This window comes from Paenibacillus sp. JNUCC-31 (genome assembly GCF_014844075.1).
Classification (GTDB): domain Bacteria; phylum Bacillota; class Bacilli; order Paenibacillales; family Paenibacillaceae; genus Paenibacillus.
Map to the genome: position 1 here is coordinate 5,534,057 of NZ_CP062165.1, position 23,592 is coordinate 5,557,648.

General features: G+C 46.4%; 25 protein-coding genes and 1 riboswitch. Of the genes, 21 read left to right on the forward strand and 4 right to left on the reverse strand.

Annotation, left to right across the window (positions count from 1 at the left end; all coding sequences use genetic code 11):
* Nucleotides 1-19 precede the first annotated feature (19 nt).
* A complete protein-coding gene (locus tag JNUCC31_RS24215) occupies nt 20-1,240 on the reverse strand; it encodes an NAD(P)/FAD-dependent oxidoreductase (RefSeq protein ID WP_192265484.1) in 1,221 nt (406 codons plus the stop codon).
* Nucleotides 1,241-1,340: 100 nt separating this feature from the next.
* On the opposite strand from JNUCC31_RS24215, the gene JNUCC31_RS24220 reads away from it, so the two are divergent.
* From JNUCC31_RS24220 to JNUCC31_RS24250, 7 genes are all read left to right on the forward strand, one after another.
* A complete protein-coding gene (locus JNUCC31_RS24220) occupies nt 1,341-1,574 on the forward strand; it encodes a hypothetical protein (RefSeq protein ID WP_192265486.1) in 234 nt (77 codons plus the stop codon).
* A 34-nt stretch (nt 1,575-1,608) separates the two neighbouring features.
* A complete protein-coding gene (locus JNUCC31_RS24225; RefSeq protein ID WP_192265488.1) occupies nt 1,609-2,004 on the forward strand; it encodes a spore coat protein in 396 nt (131 codons plus the stop codon).
* Between the two features lie 159 nt (nt 2,005-2,163).
* Nucleotides 2,164-2,664 carry an Lrp/AsnC family transcriptional regulator gene (locus JNUCC31_RS24230; RefSeq protein ID WP_024628343.1) on the forward strand — a complete coding sequence of 167 codons (501 nt, stop codon included), beginning with the start codon at nt 2,164-2,166 and terminating at the stop codon, nt 2,662-2,664.
* Nucleotides 2,665-2,677: 13 nt separating this feature from the next.
* The gene (locus JNUCC31_RS24235) at nt 2,678-3,886 is read left to right on the forward strand and encodes an aminotransferase class I/II-fold pyridoxal phosphate-dependent enzyme (protein WP_192265490.1); all 1,209 of its coding nucleotides are present in this window, start codon (nt 2,678-2,680) and stop codon (nt 3,884-3,886) included.
* A 189-nt stretch (nt 3,887-4,075) separates the two neighbouring features.
* A complete protein-coding gene (locus tag JNUCC31_RS24240; RefSeq protein ID WP_323374397.1) occupies nt 4,076-4,297 on the forward strand; it encodes an aspartyl-phosphate phosphatase Spo0E family protein in 222 nt (73 codons plus the stop codon).
* Between the two features lie 157 nt (nt 4,298-4,454).
* Complete coding sequence (locus JNUCC31_RS24245) at nt 4,455-5,006, forward strand: type 2 periplasmic-binding domain-containing protein (RefSeq protein ID WP_192265492.1); 552 nt, start codon at nt 4,455-4,457, stop codon at nt 5,004-5,006.
* A 37-nt stretch (nt 5,007-5,043) separates the two neighbouring features.
* Nucleotides 5,044-5,583 carry a bifunctional adenosylcobinamide kinase/adenosylcobinamide-phosphate guanylyltransferase gene (locus JNUCC31_RS24250; RefSeq protein ID WP_192265494.1) on the forward strand — a complete coding sequence of 180 codons (540 nt, stop codon included), beginning with the start codon at nt 5,044-5,046 and terminating at the stop codon, nt 5,581-5,583.
* Nucleotides 5,584-5,676: 93 nt separating this feature from the next.
* On the opposite strand, the gene JNUCC31_RS24255 is transcribed toward JNUCC31_RS24250, so the two are convergent.
* Nucleotides 5,677-6,288, reverse strand: a complete 612-nt coding sequence (locus JNUCC31_RS24255; protein WP_192265497.1) for a DedA family protein — start codon at nt 6,286-6,288, stop codon at nt 5,677-5,679.
* A 137-nt stretch (nt 6,289-6,425) separates the two neighbouring features.
* Between JNUCC31_RS24255 and JNUCC31_RS24260 the strand changes: the two genes are divergently transcribed.
* The 8 genes from JNUCC31_RS24260 (at nt 6,426) to JNUCC31_RS24295 (ending at nt 13,781) form a co-directional block, all read left to right on the forward strand.
* Nucleotides 6,426-7,007: a cob(I)yrinic acid a,c-diamide adenosyltransferase gene (locus JNUCC31_RS24260; protein ID WP_192265499.1), complete on the forward strand. Its 582-nt coding sequence runs from the start codon at nt 6,426-6,428 to the stop codon at nt 7,005-7,007.
* Nucleotides 7,004-7,987 (forward strand): RluA family pseudouridine synthase, encoded by a 984-nt coding sequence (locus JNUCC31_RS24265; protein ID WP_192265501.1) that lies wholly within the window; start codon nt 7,004-7,006, stop codon nt 7,985-7,987. Before JNUCC31_RS24260 ends, JNUCC31_RS24265 begins: the two co-directional genes overlap by 4 nt.
* Before the next feature lie 375 nt (nt 7,988-8,362).
* Nucleotides 8,363-8,728, forward strand: coding sequence for an arsenate reductase family protein (locus JNUCC31_RS24270; protein WP_192265503.1), 366 nt, complete (start codon nt 8,363-8,365; stop codon nt 8,726-8,728).
* A 187-nt stretch (nt 8,729-8,915) separates the two neighbouring features.
* Nucleotides 8,916-9,809, forward strand: coding sequence for a 5'-3' exonuclease (locus JNUCC31_RS24275; protein WP_192265505.1), 894 nt, complete (start codon nt 8,916-8,918; stop codon nt 9,807-9,809).
* A gap of 5 nt (nt 9,810-9,814) precedes the next feature.
* Entirely contained in the window at nt 9,815-10,921 is a 1,107-nt protein-coding gene (locus JNUCC31_RS24280) for a phosphodiester glycosidase family protein (protein ID WP_323374398.1), read from the forward strand.
* Between the two features lie 29 nt (nt 10,922-10,950).
* Nucleotides 10,951-11,646 (forward strand): MOSC domain-containing protein, encoded by a 696-nt coding sequence (locus JNUCC31_RS24285; RefSeq protein ID WP_192265509.1) that lies wholly within the window; start codon nt 10,951-10,953, stop codon nt 11,644-11,646.
* Nucleotides 11,647-11,718: 72 nt separating this feature from the next.
* The gene (locus JNUCC31_RS24290; RefSeq protein WP_192265511.1) at nt 11,719-12,597 is read left to right on the forward strand and encodes an ROK family protein; all 879 of its coding nucleotides are present in this window, start codon (nt 11,719-11,721) and stop codon (nt 12,595-12,597) included.
* A 182-nt stretch (nt 12,598-12,779) separates the two neighbouring features.
* Entirely contained in the window at nt 12,780-13,781 is a 1,002-nt protein-coding gene (locus tag JNUCC31_RS24295) for an HRDC domain-containing protein (protein ID WP_192265513.1), read from the forward strand.
* Between the two features lie 121 nt (nt 13,782-13,902).
* Here the strand turns inward: JNUCC31_RS24295 and corA are convergent, their stop codons facing one another.
* On the reverse strand, nt 13,903-14,838 hold the full coding sequence (corA, locus tag JNUCC31_RS24300; protein ID WP_192265516.1) for a magnesium/cobalt transporter CorA: 936 nt from the start codon (nt 14,836-14,838) through the stop codon (nt 13,903-13,905).
* A 454-nt stretch (nt 14,839-15,292) separates the two neighbouring features.
* A riboswitch (SAM riboswitch) is annotated at nt 15,293-15,418 on the forward strand.
* A gap of 197 nt (nt 15,419-15,615) precedes the next feature.
* Between corA and metA the strand changes: the two genes are divergently transcribed.
* The 6 genes from metA (at nt 15,616) to JNUCC31_RS24330 (ending at nt 22,556) form a co-directional block, all read left to right on the forward strand.
* Nucleotides 15,616-16,533, forward strand: coding sequence for a homoserine O-acetyltransferase MetA (gene metA, locus JNUCC31_RS24305; RefSeq protein WP_192265518.1), 918 nt, complete (start codon nt 15,616-15,618; stop codon nt 16,531-16,533).
* A 24-nt stretch (nt 16,534-16,557) separates the two neighbouring features.
* Nucleotides 16,558-17,745, forward strand: coding sequence for an aminotransferase class I/II-fold pyridoxal phosphate-dependent enzyme (locus tag JNUCC31_RS24310; RefSeq protein WP_192265520.1), 1,188 nt, complete (start codon nt 16,558-16,560; stop codon nt 17,743-17,745).
* Nucleotides 17,738-18,931, forward strand: coding sequence for a trans-sulfuration enzyme family protein (locus tag JNUCC31_RS24315; protein ID WP_192265522.1), 1,194 nt, complete (start codon nt 17,738-17,740; stop codon nt 18,929-18,931). Before JNUCC31_RS24310 ends, JNUCC31_RS24315 begins: the two co-directional genes overlap by 8 nt.
* A 242-nt stretch (nt 18,932-19,173) precedes the next feature.
* Nucleotides 19,174-20,310, forward strand: a complete 1,137-nt coding sequence (gene mqnC, locus JNUCC31_RS24320) for a cyclic dehypoxanthinyl futalosine synthase (RefSeq protein ID WP_192265525.1) — start codon at nt 19,174-19,176, stop codon at nt 20,308-20,310.
* A 258-nt stretch (nt 20,311-20,568) separates the two neighbouring features.
* Nucleotides 20,569-21,546, forward strand: a complete 978-nt coding sequence (locus JNUCC31_RS24325; protein WP_192265527.1) for an aldo/keto reductase — start codon at nt 20,569-20,571, stop codon at nt 21,544-21,546.
* Nucleotides 21,543-22,556, forward strand: a complete 1,014-nt coding sequence (locus tag JNUCC31_RS24330) for a zinc-binding alcohol dehydrogenase family protein (protein ID WP_192265529.1) — start codon at nt 21,543-21,545, stop codon at nt 22,554-22,556. The genes JNUCC31_RS24325 and JNUCC31_RS24330 overlap by 4 nt, the downstream gene beginning before the upstream one ends.
* A gap of 121 nt (nt 22,557-22,677) precedes the next feature.
* Here the strand turns inward: JNUCC31_RS24330 and JNUCC31_RS24335 are convergent, their stop codons facing one another.
* A complete protein-coding gene (locus JNUCC31_RS24335; protein WP_192265531.1) occupies nt 22,678-23,583 on the reverse strand; it encodes a YitT family protein in 906 nt (301 codons plus the stop codon).
* Nucleotides 23,584-23,592: the final 9 nt, after the last annotated feature.

Consider the following 23,592-nt stretch of genomic DNA (forward strand, 5'->3'; position numbering starts at 1 on the left):
TGGAACCGTATTTTTGGTTTCAGACAGGAGAGGGTTTACTCGTTCTGGTTAAGGAGAAAAGTTCCAGATCCTTACTCTCGTTACCTGCTATAGCGTTTGTCAGAAGGGAAGCAGCAATCATGCTGTATACGGTACCATTACCACCATATCCCTCCAGGAAGTAGGAATGCGGGTATTTCGGATGTGGCCCAATATACGGAAGACCGTCATGTGTATCACCAAAAGTTGCTTCCCAAGCATAATCAATTTCGAGATTTGACAGTGGAAAATACTCCGCTACTTTCTTCAACAGAGCTTGTCCTCTGTTCAGGGCTCGAATAGCTCGCTGGTCTTCACGAGGGGTTTCTTCATCAAGACCTCCGGCAATAATCCTGCCATCCGGCGTTGTCCTCATGTATAGATAAGGACGAGACGTTTCCCAAATCAAGCTTTGCTCGTACCAACTGCTTAGATCCTTCACTGGTTTGGTCGCAATTGCATAAGTACTCTGTAGATAGGCGCCGCGGTCATTTTTGATTTCCTGCGTTTCATAACCTACGGAGAAAATTACTTTATTAGCTCTGATAGTACCAGTGGAGGTATAACAGACTACGCCATCTTCCATAAAGTCACAGTGTGTCATTTCAGTCTGTTCGAATATGCGAGCGCCCTTTTGTACAGACGAATGAAGAAGAGAATGGACCAATCGGTAAGGATTGACTTCAGCATCCCCGTATGTATATAAAGCTGCTGCACGGCTAAATGGGAAATGACTCTCAATCTTCTGCCGATTCCACAGCTCTACGTCGAATCCATATCGTCTTAGGGTATTGTATTCCTCTTCCAGCTTGATCACATCGTCTTCTGTGCTGGCACAATATAGACTCGTGCGAGGGACAAAACATGGATCTATCTCAAGTTTGGACACGATTTCCGTTAACTGCAACATCGCATAGCGGCACAATTCATAAAATCTCACCCCTTGTTGTTCACCAAAAGTATTAATGCATGAGGTAAGTGTTTTGTCATTGGTATACTGAAGCAATCCCGCGTTAGCCAAGCTGCTCCCAGTTCCTACTTTTCTTTTGTCAATGACAATCGTGTTTATTCCTCTCTCTGTCAAGAGTTTGGCGGAGAGCGCTCCACCCATACCCCCTCCGATAATCAAGGTATCACAGGAGAGATTTGTTTCGAGAACGGGATAACTCGAATTCGATTGTAATGTGGTTGGCCAGAATGGATTGCCATTAATAAGTTCCATAGGATTCACCTCGGTTGGAATGGAATTGATGAGTATACTTTTACAGGACAAGGTTACAATAAATTCGCATAAACTTTTGATTAAGGAGGATAAAAAGCACATGCAGAACAATCAAATGCAAGCGCTGAGTCCGAAAGAATTGAACTATATAGCGGATTCAATTTCCAATGAAGAACTGCTAATCAAGCAGTGTGCAGCAACAGCTTCCATCACACATAACCCGCAGATCCAACAGGCACTGAATCATTACGCTCGTTCTCATGAACAGCACCTCAACACACTTGTTAACGCTCTGCAGCAGCATCAATCTATTGCACCGACACAATCACAGTAATTGAAGCTTAAACTAACGTATTGGAGGGAACCGTGTGTATTCTCAATCTTTATCAACTAACGGATCTTTTATGCAGGAGCAGGATTTATTAAAGTCGATTCTTGCAGATTTAAGACGAACGGCGCGTGAGTATACGACAGCCACAACTGAATCTTCCTGTCCGAATATACGCCGGATGTTCACAGATTTGACCAATGATACGCTTCGTCTGCAAGGTGAGTTGTTCAGTGTGATGCAGCAGAACAATATGTATTCGGCAGGATCAAAGGCGCTAAGACAGGATGTGGACAAGCAGATTCAATCTGCTCAACAGACTCAACAGAAATGCCAGCAATTCATTCAGGAAAAGAATACGCAGTCCAGTCCCTACAGTCAGGCCCCCAATGTGCCACAGCATCAAGCGAATTACGGTAACCCTTATTACATGTAGCCTTTGTAATTATGGTTTGAAGCAGGCGACTGTTACAGACCATACCACCGCTTGCCCGAATTCAGGGCGAGCGGTTTTTGTCTTTGCATGATCGTTGAATTCATGTAATATAAGTATTAATTCATTTTCAGGAACCTGGATGACGCTGGAGGGAAAGACATGAAGGATTTGAACGATCTGCAATTAAAAGTTCTGGATTTGTTGAAGGAAGACGCGAGAAGGACTCCCGCACTGCTGTCGACGCTGCTGGGGGAGTCGGAAGATAAGATCAAGAATGCTGTGGCACAGCTTGAACAGGATCACGTTATTGTGAAATACGCAACCGTCGTGAACTGGAGCAAGATCGATGATGAGAAAGTAACGGCCTTGATTGAAGTACAAATAACGCCAGAGCGTGGTCGTGGGTTTGAAGGAATTGCTGAACGTATCTATCTGTATCCGCAAGTGAAATCGGTATATCTCATGTCAGGCGCATATGATTTGCTCGTCGAAGTAGAAGGTGGCAATCTGCGTGAAGTCGCTAATTTTGTATCGGAGAAATTGTCTCCGATTGACTCTGTGCTCTCAACCAAAACGAATTTTATTCTTAAAAAATATAAGCAGGACGGGATTATCTTTGAGGACCATCAGGAAGACAACCGTCTCATGATCTCGCCGTAAAGGAAGATGCGTCATGATAGTGAATGAACAGACAACAGGAAACAACAAGAAAATGACTTCGTATCTGGCTCCTTTGGTTCAACAGATACCGCCATCTGGCATACGCAAGTTTTTTGATCTGGTCGGTGACAACAAGGACATCATCACACTGGGTGTAGGTGAACCGGACTTTGTAACCCCATGGCATATGCGTGAAGCGTGTGTATACTCACTCGAAAGAGGCATGACCAGTTACACATCCAATGCCGGAATGCCGAAACTAAGGGAAGCCATTAGTGATTATCTGGACACGCAGTTTGATACCAAATATGATCCCAAAGATGAGATTATTGTTACCGTTGGTGGCAGTGAGGCCATTGATCTAGCCTTGCGTGCATTAATCGTACCTGGAGACGAAATTTTGATTCCGGAGCCTTCGTATGTAGCTTATTCACCAATCGCTTCGATTGGTGGAGGTATACCGGTTGGTGTAGAAACCTATGCGAAGGATCAGTTTAAACTGACTGCCGAAGCGCTGGAAGCAGGGATTACGCCGAAGTCCAAGGTCGTTATTCTTTGTTATCCAAGTAATCCGACAGGTGCCATCATGACCTATGAAGAATGGCTGCCTATTGCGGAAGTAATCAAAAAACATGACCTGATCGTCATTGCGGATGAGATTTATGCGGAGTTAACGTATACGCAAAAGCATGTTAGCTTTGCTTCGATTCCGGATATGAAGGAACGGACTATTTTGGTCAGCGGGTTTTCCAAGGCTTTTGCAATGACCGGCTGGCGGATCGGGTATATGTGCGGACATCCCGAACTGATTGCAGCCATGCTCAAGATTCATCAGTATACCGTGATGTGTGCACCTGCCATGGGACAGGTGGCAGCACTTGAAGCATTGACGAATGGTTTGGGTGAGAAGGACAGAATGGTCGAATCCTACAACCAGCGCAGACGTCTGATTGTGCAGGGTTTTCGGGATATTGGATTGGACTGTCATGAACCGCAGGGCGCATTTTATGCATTTCCGAGTATTCAGAAGACAGGGCTGAGTTCCGATCTGTTTGCTGAACGCTTGTTAACGGAAAATAAAGTGGCTGCCGTGCCTGGTAATGTATTTGGTCCCCAAGGTGAAGGCTTTCTTCGCTGTTCTTATGCGACATCTGTGACCCAGCTGAATGAGGCTTTGGAACGAATCGGAAGCTTTGTTTACAAATTGCAAAAAGAGGGTTAATAGGAAGTGCAAGCTTGAAAAGATGTGAACGTTCTTCAAATTAGAAAAAAATAACTTTCTTTTACAAAATATTGTGATATAATTTCAATTTGAAATAAGTTTTTCTTGTATTTGGAAACTAATTTTTCCAAGGAGGGGTTGGCTTTGTTTTGTGTTGAATATGATTTACCGACTAATCGTGGGCATTATTTGGCAGAAGGCGATCATGGCGACCGATGGTCGGTGAAACCGGATCACGCATCTTTGCATAACGTTTCCTTGGAAGATGAGATCCATATGCTACGCCGCAAGATGGAACAGATATTTCTTGAAGAGAAATCATTTACATCCGATATTGTAATTGAAATCAGCAGTTTGCTGGATTTGAAGATTAATGAATACATGAAAGCTAATCCAATTAAAGGGAAATGATGTTTTCCGTTATATCGAAACGTTACGCTTACTGACTGGAAGAAGACCCTGAGGGGTCTTTTTTTTTTGATCAGTGGAATTTCCTTAATCCAGGGTTATTTTTTTGCGTGGAACAATTGTGATATATTGTACATAGGAGATTAAAGGGGGAACTGGAATGAAGAGATTTTGGGGGCTTACCGCAATCATTTCTATGATTATTTTGCTCGCAGGCTGTGGCGGTAAGGATGGTTTTACCATTTTTATTATTGACAACCAAGGAAATCCATCTGTGATCTCGGAACAGTTGCAAGCTAATTTGCAGCAGAAGTTGGGCGAGGCGCCTAAAGTAGAGGTTATCACCAGTGCGATGTATGATGTTCAGAAAATTATGGTCGAGTATGCGGCAGGAGGGCATGACATTTTTATTTTGCCTGAGACGGATATGAAGCAATACGGAAGCAATGGATCCAATGTTCCGCTGGATGACACGTTTGATCCGAAGAAGTATGAACGTGGCGTGTTTGACGGTGGGGTACTGGTTGAGAAAGGTGAGGGAGATGAAGGTTCAGATATCAAAAAAGAATCACATCTCTATGGCATTCCGCTGGAAGACATGCAAATGTTCAAGGATGTAGATTATGCCGCCCAAAATCTGTTTGCTACCATTCCGGTGTCAGCCGCCAATGTCGAAGAATCCAAGAAAGTGCTGAAGGCGCTGACAGAATAAATGCACCATAGTCGGGTTACTGAAGGAGGGGAGCGGATTGCTGATTACGGTCACAGGCGGCATAGGCAGTGGTAAAACCCGATTTGCGCTTGGTTACGCAGCCCGGATCAGCCGGGAGGGCATCTATTTATCCACTGGTGATCATGATCCCGTGATTCCCGAATTACCATCCGCTCATTATCGTGCCATTCAGGCTGGGAACGGCCAGCACCTGACGGAGGTGCTTCACCAGATCAATCGGGAATCCAATCTCTTCCTGGCAGATAAACGCATTGTCATTGTAGATAGTCTGACAGCGTGGATGGCGGCAGGTTTCAGGGCAAGTGATGACCTAGATCATCAGCGTCTTGAGACACAGTTATTGCTGGACGCTCTGTTGTCTTATCAGGGTAAGTTATTGGTTATCACGAATGAAATGCATGGTTCTCTGTATCCTTCTGAGGAAGAACGAATCTTTGCAGCAAGAATGGCATCGGTTAATCGTGCGCTGCAGAAACATTCGGAACAGATGTACATACTGGTCTCAGGCTTGGCTGTAGACCTCAAGGCTCAGAAGATGCGATATGAAGATTGGTAGTGTTTAAAGGATGGACGAGCTTAAAGAAGCCTCCTAACCACAAAAATCGTGGTAGGAGGCTTTATCTTATAAGGGTAATATGTGACAATCTCTTTATTTTCGAGTTTTACTTCGTCTGACCCACCAGATTATACAGCCAAAAACAATAATCGCCAGTAATATATATACGACCAGAGAGTATACGTCCATAAAGTGCAGGATACTCTCCCATGATGCACCGAGTGCCGCTCCAACGGAGACAAGGATAATATTCCAGGCGAGCGTACCAATGGTTGTGAAAAGAAGGAATAAGCCAAATTTCATGTTGGACATGCCAGCAGGAATGGAGATTAGGCTTCGAACAAGCGGTACCATGCGACAGAATAGTACGGTCCACATTCCATATTTGTCAAACCATGCGTCAACACGGTGAATATCTTCTTTTTTGATCCGCAGAATATGACCCCAACGTTCAACAATCTTCTCCAGTCGATTGACGTCAATCAGTAATCCGATCCCGTATAATATGACAGCACCAAGGACAGAACCAATAGTAGCTGCAACAATAACACCGGGAAGGGTTAGGCTGGTATAGGTGGTCATGAAGCCGCCAAAAGGTAAAATGATTTCGGAGGGGATGGGGGGGAATACGTTTTCCAGAGCAATAATGAGTGCAATGCCTATGTAGCCGTATTGTTCCATGAAATCGGTTATCCAGTTTTGCATAATCGTCTCCTCTACTTTTGGTTTGCAAGGATTTGTCGTATACTCGGCAGAGTACACCAATTCATATATACGTGTGAAACTATCACTGGTTTCTGAAAAATAAGATGCGAATGATATTAACAATAGGAGGGGCTAGAATGGGTATATACACACGAACAGGTGACGAGGGACAGACATCGGTCATCGGGGGACGGGTTATCAAAGATGATGATCGAGTAGAAGCGTACGGTACAATTGATGAGCTGAACTGTTTTGTTGGACAAGCCATCAGTTTTATAGATCAAGCGAATGGGGAATTTGAAGATCTGCGTGAACATTTGCTTGAAATTCAGCAGGAATTGTTCGATTGCGGGTCCGATCTCGCCTTTGTGAGAATCAGCGAAACCAAATATAAAGTACGAGATGACATGGTTACCCGGCTGGAGCAATGGATTGATCAATATGATGCGGAGAATCCGAGAGTGGAACGGTTTATTTTGCCTGGGGGGAGTTTACTCTCGTCCACCTTGCATGTCTGCCGTACAGTATGTCGCCGTGCTGAACGCCGCGCTGTAACATTGGGGCAACATACGGATATCAACCCTTCCGTGCGGCGTTACCTGAATCGTCTGTCGGATTATTTCTTCGTTGTTGCACGGACCGCCAATGCGAGACAACAGGTGGCGGACATTGAGTATGTGCGGAGCAAAAAAGTATTCCGCCGCCAAGATAAAGAATGAGCGGTTATTATTCACCGCTTGCCTACACAGTTACCGAACATGAAGATGGCTGGCTGCTGAAGACTGTGCTTCAACGCCGTCTCCAGGTTTCGCGCAAGCTTCTGTCGAGAATCAAACTCACAGAGCAGGGAGTTATGCTTAATGGAGAACGTGTATATATTAGCGTCAAAGTATCCGCAGGAGACGTTGTTGAAGTTCGAATGGAGCAGGAAGAGTCGGATGATATTTTGCCTGAACCGATTCCCTTTTCGATACTGTATGAAGACGAGCACTTGCTGATTGTGAACAAGGATTCTGGAATCATTGTACATCCAACACATGGACACTATACAGGTACCCTTGCGAATGGGGTTGTCCATTATTGGAAGTCCAAAGGCGAACGATTCCGGTTTCGGCCGATACACCGACTGGATCAGGAAACCTCTGGTGTGCTGGCCATTGCGAAAAATCCGTACGTTCATCAGCATGTCTCTGAACAGATGATCGCAGGAACAGTGGATAAACAATATATTGCCTTTGTGCATGGTTGTCCTGCTCATATAGATGGCGCCATAGATGGCCCGATTGATCGTGACCCCGAGGAGCCGCATCGTCGAATCGTAACACCTGACGGATATGCAGCCAGAACGTTATATACAACTGTCACCCGCTGGGCAGAAGGTAGCGCTAGTGCGGTAAATCTGAAGTTGGAAAGTGGCAGAACCCATCAGATCCGTGTACACATGACATCGATCGGTTGCCCGTTAATTGGCGATCGGATGTACAAGACTTTTCCCATACATGAGATCGATGAGCAAACTCTGGCTATTCGGAAAGAACGAGACACTTGGATTGATCGTCAGGCATTACATGCATGTGAGCTGGCGTTTGACCATCCTGTTTTACAGAAACGAATGACATTCCACGCGCCTTTGCCAGCAGATATGGCTGCACTGGAGGCACGTTTGGATACTGAGGCAGCTCCAAGAGAAACGTTTTAAAATGCTGTCAAGCAGCCTGCGATTTGCGCATGCAGTACCTTAGTGCAAGGTCCCCTGCTATATATCAACGTTAGTTAATCCCTTGTGAGGGATGCAAAGTGTACCCGAACAAAACGCCGTAGGCTAATAGGTTTTAAAGGTTATAAGCTTTTAAGGTTTTAAGGTAAGGTTTCAAGCTTTTAAGGTTTTATGGTTTTTGATCCTAAAATGATATAGGCGAATGAATATTTTTCTTATTCGAAAGAAGGTTTAAAGTTACATTGCGATGGTATCGGTTTGGAGCGACTTTTGGATTTGCGAAGCAAACCAAGGGAAGCGAGAAAGCGAAACCGGAGCAACACGACACCGGAGCAAATTTAGGGAGGACTAGTAACGATGAGTAATCTGAAAGTATATCAATATGCCAAATGCGGCACCTGCCGCAAAGCGGTAAAATGGCTTGAAGCTCAGGGACATGAGTTGGAGTTAATTCCTGTTTTTGATACTCCCCCGACCGAAACGGAATTAACCGACTTGATTCAGAAGAGCGGACTTGAAGTGAAAAAGTTCTTCAATACGAGTGGAGAAGTGTACAAGGAGCAGCAATTGAAAGACAAGCTGCCGGGGTTGTCCGTAGAAGAGCAGATTCGTTTGCTGGCTTCCAATGGTCGACTGATCAAGCGTCCAATCGTTACGGATGGGGAAAAAGTGACTGTCGGATTCAAGGAAGATACGTATGAGAAAGAATGGAACAACGCTTAAATCGGAGGTAATTGGTGCAGTTTACCATTTCTTTGATTATTTAAATGAATCAAGCTTGAAGAAGGCTCTGAATGTTCAAAATTCAGGGCTTTTTTGGCTGGTCGATGGTTGGCGGAACTATGCTATAATGATAGAATTAGTTCGATATTTTATTTGCTATATACAGGACAGGAGAGAATAATTTCAAGTGAATCAACGTAATGAACCTACTTTGTTGCTGGTAGACGGTATGGCGGTGTTGTTCCGTGCGTTTTATGCGACATCTGCAAGCGGATATATCAGACGTACAAAGGCAGGAGTGCCTACCAATGCAGTATACGGATTTATCCGTTATTTCTGGGATGCGGTTCAGACCTTTGGGCCAAGTCATGTCGTATGCTGCTGGGATATGGGAGGCAAGACGTTTCGCGGTGAAGAATATGCAGCTTATAAGGGGAACCGTCCGGAAGCTCCGAATGATCTGATTCCCCAATTTGCTCTGATTCGCGAAGTGATGGATAGTTTGGGCATTCCGAATATTGGCGCTCAAGGATACGAAGCCGATGATTGCATCGGTACACTTGCTAAATATTATACGGAGCAGACGGACATGAATGTGATGGTACTTACGGGTGACCACGATATGCTGCAACTCATTGATGACCGTACCAGCATTATTATTATGAAAAAAGGTCATGGCAATTATATGGTGTACACGCCTGAATCCCTAATGACGGAGAAACAGCTGACGCCTCGTCAAGTGATCGACATGAAGGGTCTGATGGGTGATGCCAGTGACAATTATCCCGGAGTACGGGGCATTGGTGAGAAAACGGCTCTGAAGCTTGTTCAGGAGTATGGCTCCATTGAAGGAATTCTGGACAATATGGACAAGCTTACCCCTTCGGTACGTAACAAAATTGAGAATGATCTCGACATGCTTCATCTGTCACGCAAACTGGCAGAGATTCACTGTGCTGTTCCAGTCGCCTGTGAACTGGATGTATGTGAATTGCGGCTTGATCCGGATATGGTGATGGACAAGTTCGAACAACTTGAGATGAAGAGCCTGGGCTCTTGGATGGGAGTGGCAATAGGGTGAGCAGTATGCAGACAAAACGGACGGGCAAGAAGTGGTGGACAGGGGCTATGGCCCTCGTCCTGGCTTTGCCTGTAATCTTTTCGGGAGCGGTAAGTGCTCCACAGACAGCGGATGCCAAAGCGGCAATTAGCACCAAAGTACAGAACGTAAAAGCAGCAGGACGCAGTTTTACGGTGCAGACGGTCAGTATTCCAAAGGGTACACCAGTTACCGTAGGATTGGCGAAGAAGCAAGTTGGTCAGACCGCAACTTTACCTTCAATTGTTAAGGCTTATGGCGCACAAGCGGCTATTAACGGAGCATTTTTTGAAGCCTATAACGGAGCACCTGATCCATACGGCATGTTGATAGCAAATGGCAAGGTTATACATATTGGAAGATACGGAACAACGATTGGATTTAAGGAAGATGGATCAGTCATGATGGATTCGCTTCAAGTGAGCCTGACGGGGAAGGTAACAGACACGCAAGGTAAGTCCCGCAGCTGGTATGCGACCTTTATCAATCGAACCCCTTCTGCAAATGCGAGCATTACGATGCTGTATACACCCGAGCGAGGCTCCACGGTTGGGTTCAAAGGAGGAACCGCGGTTGTGATGGAGAAAGGGATTGTCACGAAGAAAGTGCCTAACACCAATGTAGCCATTCCGAAGAATGGCTCGGTGCTGGTCTTCACGGGTAATCAGAAATCTTCTTCGGACCGCTTTACTGTAGGTTCAACCGTAGAAATGAACTACAAATACACCAATGCAGCAGGCAAGGAGATTCCTTGGGGAGATGTAGTCACTGCTGTGGGAGCAGGGCCGCGTCTGGTGAAAGACGGCAAAGTTGCCGTGAGCCCAGCGAGTGAGGGATTCAAGGATACCAAAATCCTGAATGCCTCCGGCGCAAGAAGTGGTATTGCCATTATGGCCGATGGTTCGGTTATGCTGGCTACTGTTTCCGGAGCGACGATCAAGGAATGGGCAGCGGTCATGCAGAAGCTCGGAGCCGAACAGGCGATGAATCTGGATGGGGGTGCATCTTCGGGCATGTATGCTGGAGGTAAGATGCTTACGTCCCCAGGCCGTTTGTTAAGTAATACGCTTGTTTTTGGTGGCTCTGTTCGTTAAAAGAAAGCTATTATGGGAGGTTGGGTCAGATGACACTCACACATAACCGGAAGCCAGATGAAAGCAAAACGGCTGTATTAGCCGTAAACGTGGGCAAACCCCAGGCATTGCCTGGCCAGAAGCGTGAAGTGATGAGCGGCATTGTGAAACATCCCGTATCTGGCCCGGTCTTCCTGTCATTTACCGGAATGACAGGGGATGCCCAGGCAGACCTGGAGCATCATGGTGGGCCGGATAAGGCGGTTTGTGTATACGATTACAGTCGTTATGCGGCGCTCGAAGAACTGATGAATCGCAAGCTCGACTGGGGAGCCTGCGGGGAAAATCTGACGGTTGAAGGCTGTAGGGAAGATGAAGTCCGAATTGGCGATGTGTACGAGTTAGGGGAAGCGACCGTACAGGTCAGCCAGCCAAGACAGCCCTGTTTCAAGCTTGGTGCAAGGTATGACTACAAGGAGCTTCCTGTTTATTTTCAGGATAGTGGACATACCGGATTTTATTTTCGGGTACTGCAAGAAGGCGAGGTAGCTCCATCTGCGGTATTCAGACGAATCAGCACCGATCCTGCATCGCTGACCATTCTGGATGCCAATCGAATTATGCATCAGGGAAAACAGGACTCCATGGGTATGCGTACTTTACTGGCCATCCCAACGCTCTCCGACAGCTGGAAGCAGACCTTATTGAAGCGTCTGACCAAGCTTGAAAGTGAGCAGCAGGGTTAAGCCAAGGGGTTGTTCAGAAAAACCGATGGGAATTCCATTTTAATTTTAAACTGACTTGGGAGTGTGACTAACATGACGATTTTAGGCGCAATTGAAGCTGGAGGCACCAAATTTGTATGTGGAATCGGTACGGAAAAAGGGGAAGTGCTTGAACGCGTAAGTTTTCCTACGACGACACCGGAAGAGACAATGGCTCAGGTGATTGCATTTTTTGAGGGTAAAGGAATTGAAGCGTTAGGTGTGGGTTCGTTTGGTCCGATTGATCCCATTGAAGGAAGTCCGACCTATGGCTACATCACGACAACACCCAAACCGCATTGGGGTCAGTACAATATGATTGGCAAGCTTAAGGAACACTTTGATGTACCGATGACGTTTGATACGGATGTGAATGGAGCTGCACTCGGGGAAGCGACTTGGGGCGCTGCACAGGGACTGGAGAGCTGTCTGTATATCACTGTTGGAACGGGCATTGGTGCAGGAGCTGTTGTAGGTGGCAAAATGGTTCATGGATTGTCACATCCAGAGATGGGACATATCATTGTGCGCAGACATCCTGAGGATACATATGAAGGATTCTGTCCGTATCATGGAGACTGTCTGGAAGGGCTGGCGGCAGGTCCCGCCATCAACAAACGTTGGGAGCAACCAGCGTACGAACTGCCTGCTGATCACAAGGCCTGGGAGATGGAAGCTCATTACCTGGCGCATGCCCTGATGAATTATGTATTGATTCTCACTCCGCAGAAAATTGTAATGGGCGGTGGTGTGATGAAGCAGGAGCACCTGTTCCCGATGGTTCGTAGCAAATTGCAGGAATTGCTCGCTGGTTATGTTCAGCATCCGGCACTTCAATCCGACATTGACCAGTATGTCGTTTCTCCAGGACTTGGTGATAATGCGGGGCTGTGTGGTTCGCTTGCACTGGCCAAGTTGGCATTGAACAAGTAAAAGGATTTACAATCTAATGGTTGACGAATTTTTCCATTGTGGTAATATATGAGCAACAGCATAGCACGGTTAATGAGGAAGCACCTCTCTTGCATGGATTTTGCAGGAGAGGTGTTTTTTGTGCTGTCTTGAAACAGCATGATCAGACTTTGCGAAGCTGAACTTTTGAAGGAGGGACAGAAATGGAAGTCATTTTTATGAACAGATTATCTCGAATTTCAGGTATGGATGAAGAGCAGGCCCAGTTATGGATTGGTGAAGAGGAAGGATCATGGCACCTGGGTTGGAGTCGCTATGAGGAAGGTGACCGAGAGGATGTGATCTGGTACGAAGGCAGTTCATGGGATGAGTTACTACATGTATACCGTCATCAGCTAGCCATACAGATGAAAGAAGGATACCGTCCATTGCTCCAGGGTCTGTTCCATGAGAATGAAGACCCGAAATCACGCAGTTATAGTGGTCAGCGTCTTCAATGTTACAGTGAATTGGTTAACAATGAGGAGTTGTATACGGATCTCTGTACTTGGCGCAGGAAGAGAGCAGCATCAGACCGGAAAGCCCCGTATTTTATTGCAACGAACCGTCTGTTGCGCATGATAAGTGCATTTGTACCGCAAACCATGGATGAGTTGATGCAGCTGCCTGGTGTGGGCGAGAGCAAAGCTTCCGAGTACGGGGCAGAATGGCTTGAACTGACAAACGGCTTGGAACGTTCCACATCTTTTCCGTTGGACTGGGTGTATACAGCTCTGAAGGAACAAGATTATGAGAACTGGCTGTACAAGCAGAGAGAGCAGAAATACAAGCAGGAGCTCGACCGATTTACCACACGCAAGCAGGTGCTTGAAGGCATGAGGGAAGGACATACGCTGGAGGAAATCGTGAATCGTTCCGGATTGTCCCGGCGGGAGCTGATTGAATTGCTGGAAACATTGGATCTGGAGGGGTATGATACAGACTGCCTGCTGGATGCAGAGCTGGCCGTAATGCCTGAACAGGAACAAGAGGCGGTATGGAGCGCCTACGAAGAGCTGGGAGATACGTTTCTGAAGCCCGTGTTACATAAAGTGTATGGAGAAGAGAAGCCCGGCGGAGGCAGTCTGGAGCAGGTCTATGAAAGGTTGCGCATGATTCGAATTCGTTTCCGTCGCCACACAGAGACGGAGCAGCATGCGGGCTAGAGTAGGGAGAATGGGGTAATCAGTAGGTCTAATCGTACTAAAATACAATAAATAAAAAAGACGAGGCACTACTCCGAATGGAGGGCTTCGTCTTTTCAGCTTTGGTCTGTTCTGTGGCAGTTTAAATCCAGTCTTTCTTGCGGAAAATAAAGAACATGCTCAGACCCAGAGTAACCATTAATCCGATGACAACAAAATAACTATACTTCCAGTGCAGCTCAGGCATGTTGTCGAAGTTCATTCCATAAATACCGGTAATGACCGTCAGTGGCATGAAGACTGTGGTAATCGCGGTAAACACGCGCATGATTTCATTCGCACGGTTGGCAATACTTGATTGGTAAGCTTCGCGCAAGTTGCCCATCAGGTCGCGATACGTCTCAAAGGTTTCGGATATTTTCACAGCATTCTCATAAATGTCACTGAAGTATTTTTGCAGCTGATCATCGATGAGACGCAGGTCTTTTTTGTTTAGGGTGTTAATGACCTCTTTCTGAGGTCCCAGCACTTTCTTGAGCCACAAAATCTCACTGCGCAGCCCGATAATCTCATTCAAATGAGACTTTTTGGTGTGCATCAGGATATCTTCCTCAAGCTTCTCAATCCGTGCTTCAATCCGGTCACCGACTGTGAAATAATTATCAACAATCAAGTCCACGAGGAGGTACAGCAGCCGATCCGGGGTGCTGATTTCCTGTTCCCATAGTATCGGTTTCAATGTCCGTAATTCACTGACTTTTTGTTTCGTAACACTGATAATAAAATGTCTTCCAAGGAACAGGTTGACGGCACGCAAAAAAATCTCTTCATCATCGAAACGAATGCTATTAATGACAATAAAATAATGGCTCTCATAAATTTCAATCTTCGGACGTTGTTCTTCGTCACTCAAGCAGTCTTCCACTGCCAGATCATGCATTAAGAACAGCGGTTGAAGTACCGCCAAATCGTCTACGTCCGCATCAATCCAGTAAAATCCCTCCGCTGGTGGAGTCAGCGCCTGCTGAATGTCATCCACCGGGATAAATACACCGTTGTTTACCAACCGGATTTTCATTGTTTATCTACTCCTTCTGCACCCGCCAAGCTGGCGGATTTTTATCAATTTGGGCGCAAAAAAGAAGAGATCAGCCGGTCGGCAGCGGAGCCTGGAGATCAGGACTGCGTTCGCTCTATATACAAACGGAAGTAACGTCCCGCTGCCGGCATGCTGATGTCAATTCTCTATGCAGTTTGTAGGAACTCGGCTGCCAGTCGGGCCTCGGGTCGCCATCCATTGAATATGTCACCTCTCACATAAGGGTTTATAACACTTGTTTAGTATACCGCTGGTACAGGGTGCTTTCAAGCGCAAAAATGTGTCGATTTCGCGCCCTGGAGCAGTGTATGACAACGGAAGTTGATCGGTTCCGGGTCCAGAGGTGAAGACTATGAACTACATCTTGACGTGAGTGGATTAATGTTTTAAAGTAGACGGTGAACCATTTTAAATTACAATTGAATACAGCGAAATCTTATCAAGAGTAGGTGGAGGGACTGGCCCGATGAAACCCGGCAACCGGCGGTATATCCGTACGGTGCTAATTCTTGCAGCGACCAAGTGTCCATGTGGCACTGTTGTAACTGAGAGATGAGAGAGGCGCATATCTATTTACATATGACCTTTCTCGGAATCCGAGGAAGGTCTTTGTTTTATATGCCCCGACTTCTCAGCAGTGATTTTCGCTACGGAACTTGAGCTTGTCACTTGATGTAATGGCATCCAGCGCCTGAAAGCAAGCTCATGGCAGCCCATGCTGCATCTATCTATGCACAAGGAGGAGTTTGAACCAACATGCCGATCAAAATACCAGACACCCTGCCAGCCAAGGAAGTGCTCGCAGGAGAAAACATCTTTGTCATGGACGAAACATCTGCTTATAAGCAAGATATTCGTCCGCTCCGTATCGCTATATTAAACCTGATGCCTACAAAGGAAACGACAGAAACGCAATTGCTTCGTCTAGTCGGAAACACACCCATTCAGGTGGACATCGTTCTGGTGCATCCGAAATCTCATACATCCAAGAATACATCACAGGAATATTTGGACCTGTTCTACAAAACCTTTGACGAGATCGAACATCGCCGTTTTGACGGCATGATCATTACAGGTGCTCCTGTAGAGCAAATGGACTTCGAAGACGTGAACTATTGGAAGGAAATCCAGGAGATCTTCGAATGGACCAAAACCAATGTAACTTCGACCATGCATATCTGTTGGGCTTCCCAAGCGGGTTTATACCATCATTTTGGTGTTCCGAAAGTTCCACTGGATGAGAAATGCTTTGGCGTATTCTCACATACGATCAACAAATCCAATGTGCAGTTGCTGCGCGGATTCGATGAAGTATTTAACGTTCCGCATTCTCGTCACACGGAAGTGCGCCGTGAAGATATTGAAAAGAATGATAACCTCGAAATTTTGGTTGAATCCGAGGAAGCTGGCATTTTTCTGGTCGCCACCAAAGACGGCAAGCAGATTTTTGTAACCGGACATGCCGAGTATGATCCGCTTTCATTGAAATGGGAATATGACCGGGATGCAGCCAAGGGAATGAATGTGGCTCTTCCTAAACATTATTTTCCGAATGATGACCCTTCCCGTGTCCCTCCCGCAACTTGGCGGGCACATGCAAACTTATTATTCTCTAATTGGCTCAATTACTATGTATATCAAGAGACGCCTTACGATATTGGACCGCAAATCTAATCGAGATCCCAGGAGGATGCAGCAATGGAAGATAACAAGTTAAAAATTGAAAGCCGATTGGCTCAAATTGGGTCCATCAATGAACCGGTGACGGGTGCCATTAATTTTCCAATCTATCAATCCACTGCGTTTCGCCACCCGAAGCTTGGACAGAGTACAGGTTTTGATTATATTCGTACGACGAATCCAACCCGTAAAGTGCTGGAAGAAGCAGCGGCAGCGCTGGAATCCGGTGATGCTGGTTTTGCATGTAGCTCCGGCATGGCAGCGTTGCAAACGATTTTTGCCCTATTTGGGCAAGGAGATCATCTGATTGTATCACTGGACCTCTATGGTGGAACGTATCGTTTGCTTGAACGCATTTTATCCCGCTTCGGGGTAACGGCTAGTTATGTGGATACCAATGACCTTGAGGCTATGGAAAGTATTCGTCAGCCGAATACCAAAGCCGTATTTGTTGAGACACCGACTAATCCGCTGATGATGATTACAGATCTGGAAGCCGTTAGTTCCTGGGCAAAGAGCCACAACCTGCTGACCATTGTAGATAATACACTACTGACGCCGTTCTTCCAGCGTCCAATTGAACTCGGCGCCGATATCATCATCCATAGTGCTACGAAGTATCTGGGTGGTCATAACGATGTACTTGCGGGATTAATTATTACAAAGGGGGAAGAATTGTCAGCAGAAATGGCATTTCTGCACAATTCCATCGGAGCAGTGTTGTCTCCAAGCGACTCCTATCAGCTGATGAAAGGCATGAAGACACTCGCTCTGCGTATGGAACGCCATGAGTATAATGCCTTGACGATTGCCAAGTACCTGTTGGAACATCCAGCTGTTGATGAAGTGTACCACCCAGGTCTGTCGGATCACCCCGGATTTGAAGTACAGAATAAACAGTCCAGCGGGAACACTGGCATTTTCTCCTTCAAAGTAAAGGATGCTCGTTATGTTGAACCTTTGCTGCGTCATATCAAGCTGATCGCTTTTGCCGAGAGTCTTGGTGGAGTCGAGTCATTGATGACCTATCCTGCGGTACAGACCCATGCCGATATTCCGATTGAAATTCGCGATGCTGTAGGTGTGGATGACCGTCTGTTGCGCTTTTCTGTAGGGATTGAGCATGCCGATGATCTGATTGCAGATCTGGGCAATGCACTGTCAGCTGCACAACAGGAGATTGAAGGAGGAGTTCATCATGAGTGAACAAAATAACCATTCCAATAATCAGGAACGAAATGTTCATTCGGACCTGAAGTTCGAAACCAAGCTGCTGCATTTCGGTGACGAAATCGATAAAACCACAGGGGCTTCCAGCGTGCCGATCTATCAAGCCTCCACATTCCATCATTTTGATATATTTAATCCGCCTCAACATGATTATAGCCGTTCGGGCAATCCGACTCGTCAGGCTCTGGAGGATTACATCACATTGCTTGAAGGCGGAGCACGTGGATTCGCTTATTCCTCAGGTATGGCTGCGATCTCCAGTGTGTTCATGATGTTCTCGGCAGGAGATCACATGATTGTAACGGAAGACGTTTATGGTGGCACATACCGCTTGTTAACGTCCATTCTCAGCCGGATGCAGATTGAAACGACATTTATAGATATGACCGATATAGATGAAGTAAAAGCAGCAATTAAGCCGAATACCAAGGCTGTTTATATGGAAACTCCATCCAACCCAACATTGCGAATTACGGATATCGCGGCCGTAACTTCCTGGGCGAAGGAACATGAGTTAATCTCGATTCTGGATAACACCTTTATGACACCTTATTACCAACGCCCGATTGAGCTTGGAGTGGATATTGTTGTACATAGTGCCACCAAGTTTCTTGGCGGACACAGTGATGTGCTGGCGGGGTTGGCTGTTGCCCGGACAGACTCCTTGGGAATACAATTGAAACAATTGCAGAATGGGCTTGGAACGGTCCTTGGTGCTCAGGAATCCTGGCTGCTGATGCGTGGAATGAAAACCTTGGGCGCACGTATGGCACATAGTGAACAGAGCACAGCCAAGCTGGCAGCATGGCTTAGCGGACGCAGTGATATTACGGCTGTATTCTATCCCGGGCTGCTGGATCATCCAGGTCGTGAAGCTCATGAGCGTCAGTCGAGTGGTTACGGAGCTGTAGTTTCATTTGACGTTGGTTCGGGTGATCGGGCTAAGAAAGTACTTAACCGGGTGAAACTGCCAATTGTTGCCGTAAGCCTCGGGGCAGTGGAGAGTATTCTCTCGTACCCGGCGATGATGTCCCATGCGGCAATGCCGGCTGAGGTTCGTCGTGATCGTGGAATAACGGACGGATTGCTGCGCTTCTCCGTTGGCTTGGAAGACATTGATGATCTGATTGCTGATCTGGATCAGGCACTTCAGGAATCGTAGAATCAGAGCGTGATGAACCACCGTGTTTAAGTATGCTGAAGAAAGATTGAAATCATAAGGATATGTAAAAATTTTTACTTGTTTTTAAAGCACCTATTCATAAGGTGCTTTTTTTCACATGTAACCTGTGTTACGATATGGGAAGTACAGAAATACGATGTTGCCACCAAAACTTTCATCGATATGAACAAGTTGGGACGGATCGTGATACTATTTTCTCTTCATGAGGGAGGCTTTTTACGATGAGTACGGTAGACCGTATCTTAGATAAAGCCCTTCGGGGCGAACGTTTGGATTTGGAAGACACGATTCAGCTATTTGAATCAAATGAAGTAGACAAAATCGGGGCCGCCGCCAATGTGATTGTAAAACGCATGCATCCCGAACCATACAGAACATTTGTCATTGGGCGTAACGTCAACTACACGAACGTGTGTGATGTGTACTGCCGTTTTTGTGCTTTCTATCGCAGACCGGGTTCTGAAGAAGGGTATGTACTTCCCGATGAACTCATTTTCCAGAAAATTCAGGAAACAGAAGATGTGAACGGTACGGAAATTCTGATGCAGGGTGGAACGAATCCGAACCTGCCGTTTAGCTATTACACTGATTTGCTCAAAGCAATCAAAGAGCGTTTCCCTAATATTACGATGCACTCTTTCTCCCCGGCTGAGATTATGAAAATGGTTGAAGTGTCCGATGGCCTTACTTTGGAAGAGGTTGTACGTGCAATCCACGAAGCGGGACTGGATTCCTTGCCAGGTGGTGGTGCCGAAATTCTGGATGACCGCACACGTCGCAAAATCAGTCGTCTGAAAGGTTCATGGCGCGACTGGATGGACGTTATGCAGACAGCACATCGGATCGGCATGAATACAACGGCAACGATGGTTATCGGTCTTGGTGAAACGATGGAAGAACGCGCACTGCACTTGCTTCGTGTACGTGAAGCTCAAGACGAGTGCATCGCGAACAAATACGATTCCGAAGGATTCCTGGCGTTCATCCCTTGGACATTCCAACCGGATAATACGAACCTGAAACTGGAGCGTCAGACACCGGAAGAGTATCTGAAAACGGTAGCGATTAGCCGACTGGTACTCGATAATATCAAGAACATTCAATCCTCCTGGGTTACGATGGGACCTGAGATTGGCAAGAAATCACTCGAATTTGGCTGCAATGACTTTGGTAGCACCATGATCGAAGAGAACGTGGTATCTGCTGCAGGTGCGACGTATAAAGTCAACATTGAATCGATTCTCCGGTTGATTCGGGAATCGGGCTACATTCCGGCACAGCGGAACACCAAATATGACATCCTGCGGATGTTTGATGAAGAGAACGCTGTTCATGAAGATTTTGTTATGCAGAACTAATTGTAATTATAAAACGATGTAATTCAATCCGATCCATTGAATCCATGCGATCTCACTTAATAGATTATGGATCTGAAGTCCGCTGGTTACTCCTTAATGGGGAAATCGGCGGGCTTTTTCATTTCGCATTTTCCCATCGTTGATACCAAGGTCATCAAACAGTACATATTACGCATTTGGCGATATTTTATATAGAAATTGAACTGTTACAATAAAAGGGCACTTGAGTAAGCAGACATGCTGGGAAGGGGCAATTTGATGAAAACAAGAGTACTTGGAAAGACGGGACTGAAAGTACCTGCATTAAGCTTTGGAGCTTCCTCACTGGGTTCCGTTTTTCGCGATATTGACCGGGGTGAGGGTATTCGTACAGTTCATGCTGCGGTTGATGCAGGGATGAATTATATAGATGTTTCGCCCTATTATGGATTAACAAAAGCCGAAGTTGTGCTTGGAGAAGCCCTTCGCAGTTTGCCGCGCAGCTCGTTTACGCTATCAACCAAGGCTGGGCGATATGGAGAGAATACGTTTGATTTTTCACGTAAGCGGATTCATGAAAGTGTACAGGAAAGCCTGAACCGCCTGCACACGGATTATATCGACATCCTGTTCCTGCATGACATTGAGTTTGTTCCGGCCGAAATCATTATTGAAGAAGCCTTCCCAACCTTAACCCGCCTGAAAGAGCAGGGGGTAATTCGCCATGCGGGCATATGTGGATTGCCATTACCTTTATTCGAGAAAGTCCTACCACAGGTCGATGCCGACGCCATCATTTCTTATTGCCATTATGCTTTGAATGATACTTCTCTGCTCTCGTTGCTTCCTCTTTTGGAAAAGAAAGATATTGGCCTGGTGAATGCTTCGCCTCTTTCTATGGGCCTATTAAGCACCAGAGGAACTCCTGCCTGGCATCCGGCAGATGATCGCGTGAAGCAGGTCTGCTTGCAAGCCGCCCGGTACTGTATGGAACAAGGCAGTGATATTGCGAAGCTTGCCGTGCAGTTTGCGACAGCCAATGAACGGATTCCAACGACACTGGTCAGCAGTGCAAGCGAGCATAATATCCGCAACAATGCAGCCTGGTTGGAAGAACCACTGGATCAGGAACTTCTATCCGAGGTACTGCGTATTTTGGCTCCAATTCATAATGTGAGCTGGGCCAGCGGCCGACCTGAATACAACATCGAACATAACATGAAGCCAAAAGTATCAACAGAGGGGGAACAGGAATGAGAGCTGTTGTATGTGAAGAAATCAATCGTTTGGTACTCCGGGAGATGGATGAGCCCGAAAGAGCTGAGAATCAGGCATTGGTCTCCATCCGGCGGATCGGCATCTGTGGAACTGACTTGCATGCTTATAAGGGCAATCAGCCATTTTTCACCTATCCTCGTGTACTGGGCCATGAGCTAGCAGGGGTTATTGAAGAAATCGGACCCAATGAAGCGGGCCTGAAGCCGGGAGATCAGGTGAGTATTATTCCATATTTGCATTGTGGTCATTGTATCGCTTGCCGATCTGGGAAAACGAATTGTTGTGTATCCATGCAGGTCATGGGCGTTCATGTGGACGGCGGCATGAGGGAGAGGATTGTTGTGCCTGTCTCCCATCTGATCCGGGCAGAAGGACTTACACTGGATGAAACTGCGATGGTGGAACCGCTCAGTATTGGTGCCCATGCGGTCAGAAGAGCAGCGATACGGCCTGGTGAACAGGTTGTGGTAATTGGGGCTGGACCCATTGGTCTTGGCGTGATGGCAATTGCCAAACAGGCCGGGGCTCAGGTCATTGCCATTGATCGGAATATGGACAGGCTGGAACGAAGCCGCTCCTGGGCGGGAGTGGACTTCTTGGTTCAGGCCAATGAGCAAGCCGTACAGCAAGTAGCCGAAATTACGAATGGGGACTATGCAACCACTGTTTTTGATGCAACAGGAAATGCACATTCGATGAATGAAGCCATCCAGTACGTGGCCCATAGCGGTCAATTAATTTTTGTTGGGCTGGTCAAAGCCGATATTTCCTTTCATGATCCTGAGTTTCACAAGCGGGAGATGAGTATTTTGGGCAGTAGAAATGCAACCCGAGAGGATTTCGAGCAGGTCATGTCGATCTTGCGGGAGAAGAAATGGAGCATGGATGATTACATTACACATCGGGCGAGTTTTGACCAACTTCCTGATTCTATCGACGTATGGTTAAGCCCGGATTCACATGTGGTGAAAGCGATAGTCGAGTTATAAGATATAAGATATAAGGAAAGCGGCAATTAACCAAAAAAACTCTCTTTGATCCTCAATGAATGCTTCACATTCAGAGGAATCAGAGAGAGTTTTTGTTGGCCTAGCTTATAAGAATCCAGAATCATTTCTCCGGGTTCGTTACAATGCCTGCATGCGGATCAATATGGCGCACAATGGATTTGAGCCAGATCATTTCGAGGAAATGAATCTCATAGTAGAGTGCTCCCGGAACGTGTTGGATCCATCCTTCGGTCACAGCAGGGTATCCTGAATTGGTTGGAGAATCAAATGTTCCAGGTTCACGGCGCAGCCGTTTGCGGACAGCTTTTTCAACTTGGGCGCTTTGTGTGGTTAAGATACATATTTTGCGCTTGGCTGTGAACCCGCGAAAAGCAATATACACCATTTCATAAGCAATGAGATAGGCGATTACTGAATACATCGCTTGATCCCAACCAAAGACAACACCGGCAGCGGTTAGAATTAACAAGTTGACCAGCATGATTATTTTTTCGATAAGCATCCGTTTTCCGCTAAACACACGTTCAGGTGGACGGGAAGACGGATCACCGATTTCCAGCGTATCCAGTGTCCCACCATACCGCACGACTAGACCGATTCCTAGACCGAGACATAATCCGCCAAACATGGCGGCAGCCAGCGGGTGCTCGACTAGCGGGGGCATGGGATGAAGCACAATGGCACCAATCGAAAAGACAACCAAACCCAGAACAGTGACCAGTACGAATTTCTTTTGCACGAGTCGGTAGGAGAGAAAAATAAACGGAACGTTAAACAAAAACAGGAACAAACCAATCCTCATTTCGGTCCAGTGAGCGAACAACGAGGAGATACCCGTAATGCCCCCAATAATGATCTTATTGGGATGTAAAAACAATTCAAGTCCCACGGAGGCCAGAATTCCACCCGCAATCACAAATAATAAATTCAACATGCGACGGGTAGATGACCATCTGGTCTTGGCGGCCTGTGGCACCGGATTAGCCGATATCAGAGGTGCTTTCATAGGTCATCC